Origin of the sequence: Sphingobacterium puteale, from assembly GCF_003627955.1 — a bacterium.
Classification (GTDB): domain Bacteria; phylum Bacteroidota; class Bacteroidia; order Sphingobacteriales; family Sphingobacteriaceae; genus Sphingobacterium; species Sphingobacterium puteale.
Genome location: NZ_RBWS01000017.1, coordinates 1 through 15,567 on the forward strand (window position 1 = coordinate 1; position 15,567 = coordinate 15,567).

The 15,567-nt window shown below is 39.1% G+C and carries 13 protein-coding genes; 6 read left to right on the forward strand and 7 right to left on the reverse strand.

The genetic code is table 11. The features are described from left to right. Positions 1 to 34: 34 nt before the first annotated feature. Positions 35 to 1,207 (reverse strand): glycoside hydrolase family 130 protein, encoded by a 1,173-nt coding sequence (locus D7322_RS20330; RefSeq protein ID WP_121126073.1) that lies wholly within the window; start codon positions 1,205 to 1,207, stop codon positions 35 to 37. Positions 1,208 to 1,212: 5 nt separating this feature from the next. Then, a complete protein-coding gene (locus tag D7322_RS20335; protein WP_121126074.1) occupies positions 1,213 to 2,502 on the reverse strand; it encodes a sugar porter family MFS transporter in 1,290 nt (429 codons plus the stop codon). A gap of 407 nt (positions 2,503 to 2,909) precedes the next feature. On the opposite strand from D7322_RS20335, the gene D7322_RS20340 reads away from it, so the two are divergent. Continuing rightward, the gene (locus tag D7322_RS20340; RefSeq protein ID WP_121126075.1) at positions 2,910 to 3,941 is read left to right on the forward strand and encodes a Gfo/Idh/MocA family oxidoreductase; all 1,032 of its coding nucleotides are present in this window, start codon (positions 2,910 to 2,912) and stop codon (positions 3,939 to 3,941) included. Positions 3,942 to 4,072: 131 nt separating this feature from the next. On the opposite strand, the gene D7322_RS20345 is transcribed toward D7322_RS20340, so the two are convergent. Next, positions 4,073 to 4,660 carry an outer membrane beta-barrel protein gene (locus tag D7322_RS20345; RefSeq protein WP_121126076.1) on the reverse strand — a complete coding sequence of 196 codons (588 nt, stop codon included), beginning with the start codon at positions 4,658 to 4,660 and terminating at the stop codon, positions 4,073 to 4,075. 609 nt (positions 4,661 to 5,269) lie between these two features. Between D7322_RS20345 and D7322_RS20355 the strand changes: the two genes are divergently transcribed. Next, on the forward strand, positions 5,270 to 5,965 hold the full coding sequence (locus D7322_RS20355) for an alpha/beta fold hydrolase (RefSeq protein ID WP_121126077.1): 696 nt from the start codon (positions 5,270 to 5,272) through the stop codon (positions 5,963 to 5,965). A gap of 86 nt (positions 5,966 to 6,051) precedes the next feature. On the opposite strand, the gene D7322_RS20360 is transcribed toward D7322_RS20355, so the two are convergent. The 3 genes from D7322_RS20360 to D7322_RS20370 all read right to left on the reverse strand — a co-directional run bounded on the left by D7322_RS20360 (position 6,052) and on the right by D7322_RS20370 (position 10,043). After that, positions 6,052 to 6,615, reverse strand: coding sequence for a TlpA family protein disulfide reductase (locus D7322_RS20360; protein ID WP_245971397.1), 564 nt, complete (start codon positions 6,613 to 6,615; stop codon positions 6,052 to 6,054). Positions 6,616 to 7,367: 752 nt separating this feature from the next. Further along, positions 7,368 to 7,589 (reverse strand): cation transporter, encoded by a 222-nt coding sequence (locus D7322_RS20365; RefSeq protein WP_121126079.1) that lies wholly within the window; start codon positions 7,587 to 7,589, stop codon positions 7,368 to 7,370. 36 nt (positions 7,590 to 7,625) lie between these two features. Beyond that, complete coding sequence (locus D7322_RS20370; protein WP_121126080.1) at positions 7,626 to 10,043, reverse strand: heavy metal translocating P-type ATPase; 2,418 nt, start codon at positions 10,041 to 10,043, stop codon at positions 7,626 to 7,628. A 295-nt stretch (positions 10,044 to 10,338) separates the two neighbouring features. Between D7322_RS20370 and D7322_RS20375 the strand changes: the two genes are divergently transcribed. From D7322_RS20375 to D7322_RS20390, 4 genes are all read left to right on the forward strand, one after another. Beyond that, on the forward strand, positions 10,339 to 10,734 hold the full coding sequence (locus D7322_RS20375; protein ID WP_121126207.1) for a VOC family protein: 396 nt from the start codon (positions 10,339 to 10,341) through the stop codon (positions 10,732 to 10,734). 90 nt (positions 10,735 to 10,824) lie between these two features. Beyond that, positions 10,825 to 11,919, forward strand: a complete 1,095-nt coding sequence (locus D7322_RS20380) for a DNA alkylation repair protein (RefSeq protein ID WP_121126081.1) — start codon at positions 10,825 to 10,827, stop codon at positions 11,917 to 11,919. 291 nt (positions 11,920 to 12,210) lie between these two features. Next, complete coding sequence (locus tag D7322_RS20385) at positions 12,211 to 12,795, forward strand: hypothetical protein (protein ID WP_121126082.1); 585 nt, start codon at positions 12,211 to 12,213, stop codon at positions 12,793 to 12,795. Positions 12,796 to 12,855: 60 nt separating this feature from the next. Then, the gene (locus D7322_RS20390; RefSeq protein WP_121126083.1) at positions 12,856 to 13,416 is read left to right on the forward strand and encodes a dihydrofolate reductase family protein; all 561 of its coding nucleotides are present in this window, start codon (positions 12,856 to 12,858) and stop codon (positions 13,414 to 13,416) included. Positions 13,417 to 14,350: 934 nt separating this feature from the next. Here the strand turns inward: D7322_RS20390 and D7322_RS20395 are convergent. After that, positions 14,351 to 15,535, reverse strand: coding sequence for a metallophosphoesterase (locus tag D7322_RS20395; protein ID WP_121126084.1), 1,185 nt, complete (start codon positions 15,533 to 15,535; stop codon positions 14,351 to 14,353). Positions 15,536 to 15,567: the final 32 nt, after the last annotated feature.

The window sequence follows — 15,567 nt, forward strand, 5'->3', positions numbered from 1 at the left end:
TGTCTTTCGTGGCGTAAGGGACACCACATTCTTCCTATATAGAGTAATGAAATTGTATGCTTAAAAAATTGTACCCCCCAAACTTTCGGTATGATCCCTTTTGCGGATCAAAAACTGCTACACCGACACGTGAATCAGCACAACCGTAATACAGAAACCATTTTTGTTTAAAATACACCAAGCCCTCAATAAATACAGTGCCGTCGACATATTGGCCACTCTTTTCAAAAGCTTCCATTGGACGTAGAAATGGTGTAGCTAGACGAGCGAGTACTTTGGTGGGATCTTTCTTGTCAAAGAGCACCTGCCCTGCTGAATAGGTGTTTTTATTGAATCTCGGATCCCCTTTGTCTGCATGGTTTTTGCCATTATAGAGCAGTAGAATTCCTTTCGCAGTCAAAACCGCGGGTGGTCCACATTCGGTGAGCGAGCTGTCAAAATAACCCTCACGGGGCGAAATAAATGCTTGCAACTTTCCATTTTTATCCACGACGGGCTCCCAGTCGATCAAATTGTCTGATGTAGCACCATACACCCCGTATTCGCCCCAATATAACCAGTACTTACCATTTATCTGAGTAATAACCTGCCTATCTCCTACCAATTTTGTGAGAATAGATGCGGACTTATGTGCCATGTTAACAAGATTAGGCAATTTGTTTGATTTTTTGAAAATAGGTCCATGCTTTGTCCAGTTTCTTAGATCGTTGGAGGTGGCTACACCTAATCGGGGAACTTTACGATTCCATTGCGTGTAGAACATGACAAAGGTTCCCTCTGCTGTCTGGGCAATCCGGGGATCTTCAGTTCCCCCCGGCCATTCGTTGGCCTGTTGACTATCCTCATCCGGAAAGAATATAGGTGTTTTGCTTCGCTCAAAATGCAATCCATCCCCGCTTGCCGCAAGTCCAAGACGGGACGTTCGATGCCCAATTTTTATTCCTGTTTTATCTTCAGCGCGATAAATGACATAAACACTATCGCCCATGACAGCCGCCGCCGGATTAAACGTGTCATTATCCTCCCAGCGGACGGTCGTTTGGCTAAGGGGATCGTAGAATCTGGTGCTACTATCTGGGGCAATAACAGGGTTAATGCCGGGAGGCCGTTCAAATCCACCCATTATCCAGTTTTTTCCATGCTGTATATTGCATCCCTGTAAAATAACAGATTGGATAATAATATAAAGCCTAATAAATGTCTTCATAATGCCTATTTTATTTCCTCCAGCGGTCTGCCTTTAGTTTCTGGTATGAAAAGAATAAAGATAAAAGATAATACAACCATACTGGCGTAGAAAAGAAATGCATAAAATCCGCCCAAAACTGTCCCCTCCACGATGATTGGAAAAAGCCAGGATATTATTGCGGCAAAAAGCCAATGTGCAGTACTTCCCAAAGATGAACCCTGCGCACGCGCTTCATTCGGAAAGATCTCTGCCAAGAACACCCAAATAACGGCTCCCTGTGATAATGCAAAGGCAGCAATAAAACCGATAATGAAAAACAAGAGGTAATCGGCGTGGACACCCTTTAGTCCATAGGCTGACAACAATAAAAAGAAAAACATTCCTACTGCTCCTGTCAGCAATAATTTCTTACGACCGAAACGATCGATAATGCTCATCCCCATCAAGGTAAATAGCAAGTTGGTTCCACCGATAAATATGGGTTGGAGATAAGATAATTCTGCACTAAATCCTGCCATTTCGAATATGCGCGGCGCATAATAAAGAATTGCGTTTATACCCGTCATTTGATTGAAAAAAGCCAATAGAATAGCTAGGGTGATGGGCTTAGCATAGCGTTTTTGAAAGAGATTAACTTGCCTAGGTGGACGAACATCCTCAGACTCCGTCATAGGCACACATATCATTTCCTGATCCCCTATCAGCGCATAGCTTTCACTTGCCTTACTTCGGTCTCCCATCTGCAATAACCATCTTGGACTTTCCGGAATTCTTCGCACAAGTATGACAAATAAGAATGCAGGCAGTGCCATGACACCAAGCATATATCGCCAGGCATCAGTCTCTAATCCTAAAAAAATAAAATTGGTGAGATAGGCTGTAAAAATCCCTGTCACGATCATAATCTGAAATGTACCGGTCAGCTTTCCCCGATCCTTGGCCGGTGCGATTTCGGAAGTATATACCGGACCGACAACAGAACTTATCCCGACAGCAAGCCCACCAAAAAAGCGGAATAAAAGAAAAACTTCCCACATAGATGCGAGTGCACATCCTATAGCGGATAATAGATAAAGTAATGCAATAGCATAGAGTATTGGCTTCCTACCATATCGATTGGCGAGCTGACCAGCAATAATGGCGCCCAGGATTGTACCTATTAACGAGACGGAAACAGTGAGACCATGTCGCGCTGGGCTGAGTTGCCATAGTTTTTGAATAATCTGCTCAGCACCTGAGATGACAGCAGTTTCAAACCCAAATAAAAAGCCACCCAAGGAAGCGATCAAAGTAAATTTCCAAACAGGTTTCATATTGAAATTGGTTCATTAATTCGTTCTTAACCGAAATTTTATCGCCTCCATGGAGTCAATACACATCAAATTTATTTTGCTAGTTGACGCAAACGAATTGGTTATAGGTTTGATAAAAAAGCAAAACCGGTTTTGTCAATTACCCAAATATACTTGTTATTCCAAAATAAATCAAAATCTTTCTTCTGAATGTATTCTTCAGTGCATATGTAATTGGATAAAGTAAGGTTGGCAAGGATCATATACATGTTATTTTCTTAAAAATCCGATCAAAATATTGAAGGAAATTCATTAAAATAAGCGGGATATTTCTATATTTATGTTAGGGTCTTTCCTATGTTAGACATCATGAATATGCGGAGAATATTCAATTTCGGACAACATCGCTACAACAAGATTATATATAAATGGCAAGTACAAAAATTAATACAGGAATTTTAAGTTTTGGTATGTCTGGGCGTGTCTTTCACGCACCTTTCATCCATATTAGTCCACATTTTAACTTAACCGCCGTCGTAGAGCGGTCAAATAAAACAGCGCAGGAACTTTATCCGGAAATTATTAGTTATGATAGTGTAGCTCAATTATTGGCAGACGATACAATAGAACTTGTGATTGTAAATACACCAAACCATACCCATTTTGAGTTCGCTACCGACGCATTAAAAGCAGGGAAACATGTTCTTATCGAGAAGCCGGCAGTGGAAAATATTGCTCAATTCGATGAGCTTATTGAGGTCAGCAAAAAAAGCGGGAAGCGGATTTTCTTTTATCAAAACAGACGTTATGATAGTCATTTCCTTGACGTAAAGAAAGTCGTCGAAAGCGGTGATCTTGGCAAACTGGCTGAAGTATCTTTTCGCTTCGACCGCTATAAACTGGAATTGGGTCAAAAATATTTCAAGGAAAATAACCAATACATCTCCAGCGGTCTCACATACGACTTAGGGCCTCATATAATAGATCAGGCTATCGCACTTTTTGGTAAACCATTAAAATTCAGTAAAACAACCTCAATCAATCGACCGGGGTCCAAAGTCGCGGATTACTTTCATTATCATTTGCGTTATCCGGATGGTTTGAATGTATTTTTAACGGGAAGTCTTGCTGTTGCCGAACCTTTACCTGCTTTTGTTTTACACGGTACTAAGGGAAGCTTCATTAAAACGATGGCAGATGTACAAGAACAACAATTAATAGATGGCATGCTTCCCGACAATTCAATATATGGCGTGGAGCCAGACGGCAGTGAAGGAAAACTTGTGACCATCGATAGCTCAAATCAAAAGCATATATCTTATCCTCGTCCACATAAAGGAGATTATAATCTATTATTCAATGCTATCTATGAAAATCTTGTTAATGATGTTGAATATCCGATTACAATTGACCACATTAGGTGGCAGATCGAAATGTTATCGGCGGAAAACATAGGATAAGATATATAAAAAACCATCCCGATTACGTCGGGATGGCCTCTCCTGTTAATATTGCCAATATCAATTTTTATGCATGAAAAACCAACTTTTCAGCAAAGTCTTCCACAATCAGGTTTTGCACCGAAATTCATTTAAAATAATTCAAATTTGAATCCCAGTTGATATTGTTCAATATCAGCAATCCAATTGTCAATAATATTATTTGTCCTATTAAATTTTCGATACCGAAAATAAACTCCGCCCAATTCCGCCCCTAAACTATAACCTGTTCTTGGTCTACTACGGAATGCATTGTCTCCATTGTTCAATTTATAGCGATCATCATTGAGTAGAAAATTAAAGTCGAGACCACCCATAATTGCAATAGTATGGGTAAAGTTTAGTTTCAAATAGAGTGGTACACTCATATAGGCTAGCTTTCTGGTGCCGGCTCCAATACCGTGTTCACGCTGTGCTGTCTGATCATTATTTTGGATCCGTATCAAGTTATAGACCGGTTCAGCTTGTAAAGCAATGTTTTTATTGAAATGATAGGTAAGATCCCCTCCGATCTGAAAACCGACTTTCTTATTTGAGCGGAAGGCTGAGCCATCTGTACTTGATAGATTGCCCCCTGCCCGGATGCCCATTCCAAATTGTGCTAAAGCTTTGTGGGTGGACAGCAGTCCAAAAATTACTGTTACGGCAAATACAATTTTCTTCCTTTTATTGTTTGGCATACAATGTCATTTACTATTTGAGTTCCTCCTGATAATTCTTTCAACACAACGGAATATCTGCTGACATACCGCCAAATCCGCAATCAACAAACGGAGAATGCTTACAAAAAACTATTTTTTAATAAGGAAGCTGTTATTTACGATAAAGCTAAAAGAAAAATAAATACAGATAGACAAAATTATACGAACGGCATTGTTTTATATACGAACATGCTAATTTGCATTAGGCTTCGGTCTCCCAGCTCTTCTTCATCACGATTCGAAAAGAGCTTTCTTTCCAGATAATGATCCCACCCAAGATAAATTAAGTCCAGGGTTTGGGCTGTTGTGATAGCAATAAGGTAACTTTTATTGTCAATGTCAAAGCAAGCATATGATTCATGTTGTGACATATTGTAAAAAGTTTTCAATAAATTTAATATAAAATTATTTTGCTCGCCGAAAACGGGCAGATATTTCAATTGGTTGCTCAAAAAACATATTGACAGCTATATCAAGGTCAAACTGGCATGGTTGAGTGGAATCGGTCTACCGGTTTTAAAAGGTTAACTTAAGTTAATATGTTCAATAGCAACTTAAACATATATTTGTTTATAAACTTCAACGAATATGGGAAATCAAAATGTAACAATTATTTTAGTCCACGGAGCTTGGGGAGACGGGGCTCATTGGCGACATGTTATTGAAAACCTTCATGCAGAAGGATATGCTGTCCGAAGCGTACAAAATCCATTGACATCAGCGGAAGATGATATTCAGAAAACGAAGGATTTAATTGATTTACAGATGGGTAAAGTTGTGTTGGTTGGGCATTCTTACGGCGGAGCAGTCATATCGGCAGCAGGGCATCATGAAAAAGTTGCGGGTTTAGTGTTTATTGCCGCCTTTGCTCCTGATAAGGGCGAAAGTTTAAGCGGGATATTCAGTCGCAGAGAGAAACCTTCTGGCGCATCAAGTATTGTTCCTGATGCAAAAGGATTTCTTTGGATCAAGCACGATAAATTCCACGAAAGCTTTGCCCATGATTTAAACGAAAAAGATGCAATTGTGATGTCTTTAGCTCAAAAGCCAACTCATGGCAGTATTTTCGTCGCGGAGGCGGATGAACCGGCGTGGAAAACAAAACCAAGCTGGTACCAAGTATCAGATAATGATCATATGATACCACCGGCAACACAAATAGAAATGGCTGAGCGGATCAACGCAAAAAAAATCATTCATTTAGCAACTAGTCATGCTTCCCTGGCTACTCATCCAAATGAAATTACAGCATTGATCAAGGAGGCTGTAAGTGCAGTTTCTTAAAATCTTATCGTATTATAAAAGAGCTAAATAGATTAAAATCCATTTAGCTCTCTTACGACATTTTACTTTAACTATTTGTTCGTGTATTAATTTGCCTTTGTAAGTTCCGTCAATGCTTTTACGATCTCCGGAGCAGCATAGTCTCTACTCCCCTCTAAGCGTTCGATTATCTGTCCATTTTTGTCCAAAATTACTGTCGTAGGAATTGATCCGCCTAAAAATTCGGGTGGGATTTCTCCTGCGGGAGTGAATAAAGGTAAGTCATAATTGTTCTTTTCCATAAATCCTGCTGATTGATCGATATCATTATCTACATCCACCATCAGGAATTCAATATTTTTATTATCCTTGAATATTTGTCTTAAGGTATTTATGGACGGCATCTCATGTATACACGGAGGACACCAAGTAGCCCAGAAGTTGATAAACACAACTTTGCCTTTTAATGCACTCAACGATACGACATTTCCCGACTTATCTTTAAAAGATACGTCCGCTACTTTTGGGTGCTGTATCTCCTGGATAGGCTGCTCTTTTTCTTTTTCGGGTTTGTTACTCGGTGTTGGATTTCCGCAGGCAGTTAAAACACTTGCCGCGATAATAAAAAGCCCAATACGCATGGTTATACTGTTAAATCTAATATTCATCATTGTATTTGTAAGTTACTATAGTTTATATTCGAAATTTATTGCCTCAATTTTTTTACCTTGCTAACTTTCAGTGGTATAAAAATGTGAATACAGCTGCTGCCGTTCTGTTGATAAGACTCAAACTTGTGAAATAAAGATAATCCTAAATGCGCAATGTCTGGTATTGGAGAAAGATAAGTAAGGTACGTGTGGTACTCTGATTCGAATACTGTATTGAATTGATTTTCAGGTATCTATGTGTGATAAATGCATGAAATAATATATCCGTACATACATTCCGAGGTAAAAGAAGCCTCCCTTGAGCAAAGACGATTCGTGTATTTCTGTTCTCTATCGACTCACTGCATCGTTCAGATCCATTTTCGATTGGGGCTACGGGTTGCGTTAGCCTTCCTTGGACGGTATTTATCGGTAGCTCGATGAGACGTTTGATCCCACTCCTAATTGGGCAGGATGTGAACGATACGATGACCAACATAAGTAAAGTGATCAGGTATTGTCCGTTTTTTTTGAAAATGTTAGATTTAATATAGCCCATCAATGGCTAAAATAAGCTTAATTGTGCAAGCACACAAGTGACTTAAGCTATTTTATTTATTTTACAGTGCTTTCTATAACATTCAAAATGATTGCTATAGAGCAGACTTCCTGACCACGATACCAACTATAGACTTAAAAAACTACCTCATTTAGTAAAAAAAAGAAAAGCCATCCGCTATAAACGGCGACTTTTCCCTGATGATTGCAGTTAATTATGCAGAATGTGATTCTGCAATAAAGCCTTTCTTTTTGATAATCTCGATAACTTCTTCTTCGGATATGCCATTTGATTTCACGGTGAGAATTTTATCACTGTTCGATGTGTCGACATTCCATTCGCAGATCCCTTCGGCATTGTCCAGATCAGCACTAACTTTGGCTACACAGCCTCCACAGTTGAGGTTTGTTTTGAATTGAATATTTTTGCTTTCCATGTTATTTAATTTTGATATTATTAATTCTATTTCTATCTATTTTTTCCATTTTAAACGTAAGCTATTGCTCACTACACTAACACTGCTTAAGGCCATTGCCGCTCCGGCGATCATAGGATTTAAAAGGAAGCCATTGATCGGAAAGAGTATGCCTGCTGCGAGCGGGATACCGATCACATTGTAAATAAAAGCCCAGAATAAATTTTGTTTAATCGTGGTCACCGTTTGTTTTGACAGTCGGATAGCCTGTGGTATTTTAGTTAGATCCGAGGAGATGATGGTCATTTTTGCCACATCCATAGCAATATCACTTCCTTTACCCATCGCTATACTGACGTCAGCTGTTGCCAGCGCCGTGCTGTCATTGATACCGTCGCCGACCATGGCCACCACTTTCCCTTGTTGTTGAAGTTCTTTTACAAAGTCAGCTTTGTGTTGTGGCATAACTTCCGCTTTGTAGTGTTTAATACCGGTTTGTTCGGCAATCGCTTTAGCGGTAGATTCATTATCACCCGTCAACATATAAAGTTCAATACCCATGGCCTGCATTTCTTGAATGGCCAATACGGAGGTTTCTTTGATTTTATCGGAAATTGCAATTACCGCAAGTGTATTTGTACTATTCGCGAACCAGATAACAGTTTTGGACTCTCCACTCCATTGGTCTGCCTGACGCTGCAATCCTGCCGCGACGCTGATTCCATTTTCCATCAGAAGTTTCTTATTTCCTACATAATAAGTTTCCGGTCCATAGTTAGCTTTTGCTCCTTTGCCTGTTATGCTATCGAATGCAGCTATCGGCGTGACGCTTACACCTTCCAAATGATTGACTACTGCCTCCGCCAGCGGATGCTCTGACTGTTTCTCAATATTCAATAAGATACCGTTTGTGGCATCATCATCGTTTAACCATTGGATACCTGTTACCCGTGGTCTTCCCTCCGTTATTGTTCCGGTTTTATCCAATACGATCGCATTGACGCGTTTGGCAAGCTCAAGGCTTTCCGCATCTTTTATCAAGATACCATGCTCTGCCCCTTTACCTACGCCAACCATGATTGCGGTAGGTGTTGCTAGGCCAAGGGCACAGGGACAGGCGATAACTAATACGGTAACCGCGGCCAATAAACCTTGTACCAGGCCGTTGTTACCGCCCAAAGTAAGCCACATAGCAAAGGTGAACAGTGCAATGCCAATGACGATCGGAACAAATACACCAGCGATTTTATCAACCATTTTTTGTACGGGAGCTTTACTTCCCTGCGCGTCCTGAACCATTTTGATGATCTGAGCTAGCATGGTCTCCTTACCCACTTTTACAGCGCTAAACTGGAAGCTGCCTTTTTGATTGATCGTACCGGCAAAAACTTTTTCATTTTCTTTTTTCAGAACAGGTACAGGTTCACCGCTCAACATGCTTTCATCCACGTAGGAATCGCCCGATATGACCGTCCCGTCAACGGCAATTTTTTCACCAGGTTTTACCTGAATGATATCGCCAACATTGACCGCTGCTATAGCAACCTGTCTTTCAGATCCGTCTGCTTGTATTACCATCACTGTCTTGGGCTGCAAGCCCATCAGCTTTTTTATGGCTGATGAGGTATTGCCTTTGGCTTTCTCTTCGAGCAATTTCCCGAGCAAAATAAAAGCAATTACCACAGCGGCAGCTTCAAAATACACATGTGCATGCAAGCCGCGTTGGTGCCAAAAATTGGCAAACAGCATATTGAAAACACTAAATATATAAGCAATCCCAGTACTTAACGCGACTAGGGTATCCATATTGGCTGAACCATGTTTTGCTTGTTTCCATGCATTGATAAAAAAGTCTTTTCCCAACCAGAGTACGACAGGTGTCGCAAAGAACCACATAATCGGGTTCGCATAAGGCATATCCATAAAGAACATGCCAATTGCCACCACTGGTAGGGACAGGATGACAGCCCACATTGTTTTGGTTTTGAGTGTTCTAAATTTTGCAGCGTGAATTGACTCCAGGGTTTCTTGTTGTGTGGCTTCGTCTTCTACCAATAAATCATAGCCGCCGGCTTGAACAGCTTTCTGGATTTTCGTAGCATCAGTTATATTTGGAAGATATTCGACAGTCAAGTTTCCGGTGGCAAAATTTACGGAAGCATTAACTACCCCCTGTTCGTATTTAACCATACTCTCGGCGCTACTTGCACAGGAAGCACAGGTCATTCCCAATACAGGAAAAGTTTTTGTTATCGTAGATACGCCGTAACCAAGGTCTTTGACAGCCTTTACAGCAGCAGCAACAACTTCGGTGCCCTTGACAGTAATAGCTGCCCTACGATTATTTAATTCTACGTTGTGGCTCTCAATCCCTTTTATCAGGGCCAGTTCTTTCTCAACAATTAATGCGCAATGTTCGCTTTCGACATCTTCCAATGGAATGTAAATTGTCTCTTTATAATTATTTGTAGCCATATCTGTATGTTTAATCTTACCATACAAATGTGCGCACAAACTGCTCGGAAATCTTTATGGAATTATGGGATTGATTTGTAAAATTATGGCCTGTTTGACCGGAAAATTTGGGGAAATATTGCAGAGAAAACTTCAAAATCCTTGACAGTTAAGGGATTGAAAATACTTGCACTACTTTTGCTGCGCGTCATACAAGTTGTAAGGAAGAATGAGATTAAATCATAATCTTTTTATGTTGACAGTCAGCTGTCAGTCCGATGATCTAACTTTGTCCAGCAATAAAAAATTTAATACAATGAAATTTCAATCCAATAGAATTATTACAAGTGATATCAGGAGATCTGTAGCATTTTACGAAAAGGCTTTAGCAGTTGATGCCCATTGGTTTACAGCAGATTTTGCGGAATTGTCCATAAATGCCTTTACACTGGCTATTGGCAGTACGCAAACATTACAGTTATTTGGCGATGACTTGCCAATTCATAGTGATAAATCAGCTATCATCATGGAATTTAGGGTAAGTGATGTGGATGAAGAGTATTTACGGATAAAAGATATCACGGAAAAAATCATTCAAAAGCCTACCACGATGCCTTGGGGAAACCGTTCACTGTTATTCTGTGATCCTGATGGAAATCTGCTGAACTTCTTCACTCCGGTAAGTCCTGCGGCCATTCAAAAATTTAGTTAGGTTTTATCGTTCATTCCATGCCCTGATGTTATTTTCTTTTTGGTTATTTCCCGATCAAGAAAATGTATATAAACTATATAGCGCGTATTTATGAGTCTTATCAAGGATGTCTATTCCACCAGCTTCTACCAACAACTAGCAGATCAGTTTAACGTCGTAAAACCTGATTTCGATGGCAAGCAATTTATCAAGCGAATTTTTAGCACTAATTTTAATGATTTGGAGTGGAAGGAACGGACAAAACACAGCACACAGACCCTACATGAATTTATGCCACCCGATTTTGAAGAAGCAGTTGAATTGATCAATCAGGTTGTTAAAAATGCCATTGCAGCGGGTTATTCTGGTGGTCTCGAATATATTATTTTTCCCGACTATATTGAAACTTACGGTATTGACCATTTTGAATTGGCAGTACAGTCATTTGAATTAGTTACCACCTTCATAACCTGTGAATTTGCGGTTCGTCCCTTTATCATCAAATACAAAGAGCGGATGATCGCTGTTATGGAAAAATGGGCTGAAAGTCCGCATGCTGCGGTTCGTCGTTTGGCAAGTGAAGGTATTCGACCACGATTGCCCTGGGCAATGGCTATCCCCTTTTTGAAGCAAGATCCGACGCCAATTTTACCCATTCTGAACTTGTTAAAAAATGATGTTTCTGAAAGCGTAAGAAAAAGTGTCGCCAATAATTTAAATGATATCTCGAAAGACCATCCGGTTATTTTATTGGATATAGCCCGACATTGGAAAGGGATTAGTAGAGATACAGACGCAATTATCAAACATGCTAGCCGTACATTGCTCAAGCGAGGGCATCCCGATATTCTGCACTATTATGGTTTGGATGGTGCAGATTTCAATATCACCGATTTATACATTGAAACTCCGGTCGTAAAAATTGGTGGGCAGGTCAGTTTCTCTTTTCAGATTGAAAATACTCGGCCGCACCCCAAAGCACTCCGGCTGGAGTATGGACTGTATTATCAAAAATCAAATGGCTTATTATCACGCAAAGTATTCAAAATTAGTGAGCGGATCTACCAGGGATCTGAAATCAATCGGATCTTACGAAAACAATCATTTAAAGTGATTACCACACGAAAATTTTACACGGGTAGACACAAAATTTCCATTATTGTCAATGGACAGGAAACATTGATGACGGATTTTGAACTGATATAAGTTTTCATCAGGAGCAGTAGAGTATGTATGGTGCGAATGAATGCGTCAGTATCGAAACCTATATGAAAATGATCAAGTATTTCTATTATTATTAAGGAAATATGATGAATGGTCTTCCGATTAACAAGGTCATTATACGCTGGTAAGGAATAGTGGCTGAGGGAATGTTCATTAAAAATTATCTTAGTGTTAAATTAGATTCGATTCAAATTGCAATTAGATCCTGATAAAGAGACTGAAAGCGAAGTTTTAAAATTATCTTTAACGTGCCAAATATAATGAGCAACAAAAATGGAAAAAATAAGAACTTTTCAGCAATATGAGCTAAATAAAATTAGGAAAAATGTTAAAGATAGCGGACTGCAATTCGAAAAGTTTGGGAGATCTTCAAATATAATGGACTATTCCGATAGGGAAATCAATGAGATGATCCTAGGAATCTATAAGGATAGTAAACATCTACTGGTTGACGGAGAATATTTTATCGATGTTTCTACAGTTCAGAAAGCGAGCTGTATTTTAACGGATGTATCCTATTCTCGTCGGATAAAACCTGATAAAACATCTCCGATCAAACTAAAAGATATCAGAAACTTTTATATTGAGGATTATTTTGTGGAAACAAGTGAAAAGTTCTCAAATTCCTATAAACACAGAATTACGGGTTACCTGAAAAAAATTGGCGGTATTAGTCTTGGAAAAGGAAAGTACAGTCATTCTTATTCTATCCCAAATGACTTCAAAACTTTCTATAAGGGCATTCCGCTAGACCTCTTCTATCCAATCCAGCATTATATTAATGGCTTGTTTTTTGCTGATGATTACCATGTGGCAACATTTGAAGTAGTTGGTAATCTTACAATTACCGACGAATAGTATACGCTGTTTCGCGTTTTTTTTTCGTAAATTTAAGTTGCACGCTGATATAAGTAAGATATGAGAAAAGTAATTGCGGCAATTAATATGAGCTTGGATGGTTTTTGTGACCATAATTCGGTGGTTGCAGATGATGAAATTCATTCGCACTATACAAACTTATTGTTCGGGGCCGACACCATACTATATGGCCGGATAACCTATCAGCTTATGGAGTATTGGCGTCCATTTTTAACAAAGTCCAGTGGTAACAGATCCATGGATGAATTTGCCCATGCTATGGACAGAATATCAAAAATCGTGTTTTCGAGAACTCTTAATAACGTGGATTGGAGTAGCGCTAGATTAGCGCACCGAAATATATTGGATGAAGTTATTGCGTTAAAACAACAATCTGGTAAGGATATTTTGGTAGGTAGCCCAAGTTTAATCGTGGCATTAACAAATTGCGATCTGATAGATGAATATCAAATTTGTATCCATCCTGTTATAGTTGGAGGCGGTTTACCGCTGTTTATGAACCTAAACCGGCAGATAGTGCTCAAGCACCTGAAAACAAAAACTTTTAATGGCGGAGCATTACTCATTTATTATAAACCAGAAAACCGTGAACAAAACTGAGCGTTAGGTGATTTTTGGTTTATTATGCACCATGATCGGAAACTAAAAGCATGGCGCTATCGTATTCCTTCAGTTTCTTTAATTTTTATTCAGAAGATTTAAAATATAATTAGTGCTGCGTACAATTGTATTGTCGTAAGCGTTGATAAGCTCATCTTTGGAGCAATTTCAATTTCACACTATTCTCTTGCAAAAAAGTTTAAAGGTTTCAAATTGAGCAGGGTATTTTTACTATAAGTAGATCCATGGCTATAGTAACAGGTTTCCTAAGCGGCAATCTGATTTTTTACAAGACTTAACTATCCCAAGGGTTTGTAGTCTTCAAGCTACAGTTTTGGCTACCGAGATACTCACTTTTATAACAAGGCATGACTTTTGTCAACTAAAATTTATAAGTAATAAATAAAAAAAAGATCATGAGAAGAACACCCTATACTACAACAGTTATTGTCCTATTGGTATTATGTGTGGTAGTACTAATGACAACCTGTGCAAGAATTGTATAAATACCTATACATATCTGATTCATTAGGTCAGTCAATAAAAGTCAAAACGCATATAGCCCTTAGGCGTACGCTCCTGCCCTCTTCTAAATGAGGGAAATTACTTTGTGTGCCATATTTCAAATTAAATAATTGGTTATAAATCCTATTAATTATCGAACTCACGCATCCTAGAATCTGTATGACATCTTCTTTACGAATTCCGTCTATATTATATCAAGCGTAGGTTCTTTCTTTCCGCTAGATTTAATCGGTTATCATTACTTGCTTGTGCCCGACAACTTACATTGCCAAGCTTAGCTACCTGAAATATAACAAATTAATTTTCGGAACAAGAGATATTGTTGATTACAATTAATCAAGAATGAGGAAAATTGAGTAGTTAAAGTACACATTAGGTGTTTTAGATATTGGGATCGTTAGCATAAAAACTAAGAAACAGACTTTTTAAGCGTAATGACAGTGATCTCTGGCCATACGCCGATTCTGCCCTTTAGTCCATGATAGCCAAAACCACGGTTAACATACAGATATTTACCCTGTTTTTGATATAATCCGGCCCACTGTTTATAAAAATATTGGATCGGACTCCATTTAAACCCAAAAAGCTCGATTCCAAATTGCATGCCGTGTGTATGTCCGGCCAGCGTCAAATGTACATGTTGATCATGCGTCAGGGTGACCCTGTCCCAATGCGAGGGATCATGTGACATCAATATTTTAAAGGATTCAGCTGGTAAAGCGGACGTTGCCTTACCGAGGTCTCCATATTGATGAAAACCACCCTTTCCCCAGTTTTCCACACCGATTAATGCGATGCTCGCTCCTTTATTTTCAATTTTGATAGATTCATTCAGCAAGAGCTTAAATCCCATTTCCTGATGAATTTCTTTTAATCTGTCGAGATTAGATGCCTTCAATTCGGCATTATCCCATCGGGTATAATCTCCGTAATCGTGGTTCCCAAGTACCGAAAATTTACCAAATGGTGCCTTTAGAAGTGTAAAATCTGAAATCCATGCTTCCATCTCGGCAGCCTTGTTATTAACAAGATCTCCTGTAAACACTAGGAGATCACTATTTTGTGCGTTTGCCAAGGCTATTCCCTTGCGCACGCCATTAACGTCCGATAAACTGCCAGAATGAATATCTGAAATTTGTGTGATTTTAAATCCGTCGAATGCATCTGGAAGATCCGGAAAACTTAAGATTTCTTTCCTGACCCGATAAAAATGCTTTCCTCTTGTAAGACCGAAAGCGATAACAAGTAAGGTCAGGGCTGCACATATAAGAACAAATTCGCTTAGATATATATTTCGAGGTGGAAAGCCCTGTACCATACGCAGTAAATCTTCAGTCAATAAAATTGGCAAGGCCACTAGCTTCGGTATATACACAATTAAAAAAGTGGTAACTAAATCGCCTGCCTGCCGCTGAATATCCTGACCTTGTCGTTGGAGAAAAATCAGCTTTGCGACACCAATGAGCAATAATATATCTATACACCAATACGCGTAGTGTAGAAAGGGGCTATGAAAAACCGTAGTAAACGCTTGAAAAAAATAAATATCACCAAGTATAAATACCATGAATATAAACATCAGTCTCTTTGCCATTTTTGAATCGTTTAAATCTAAGCGGGCGAAAG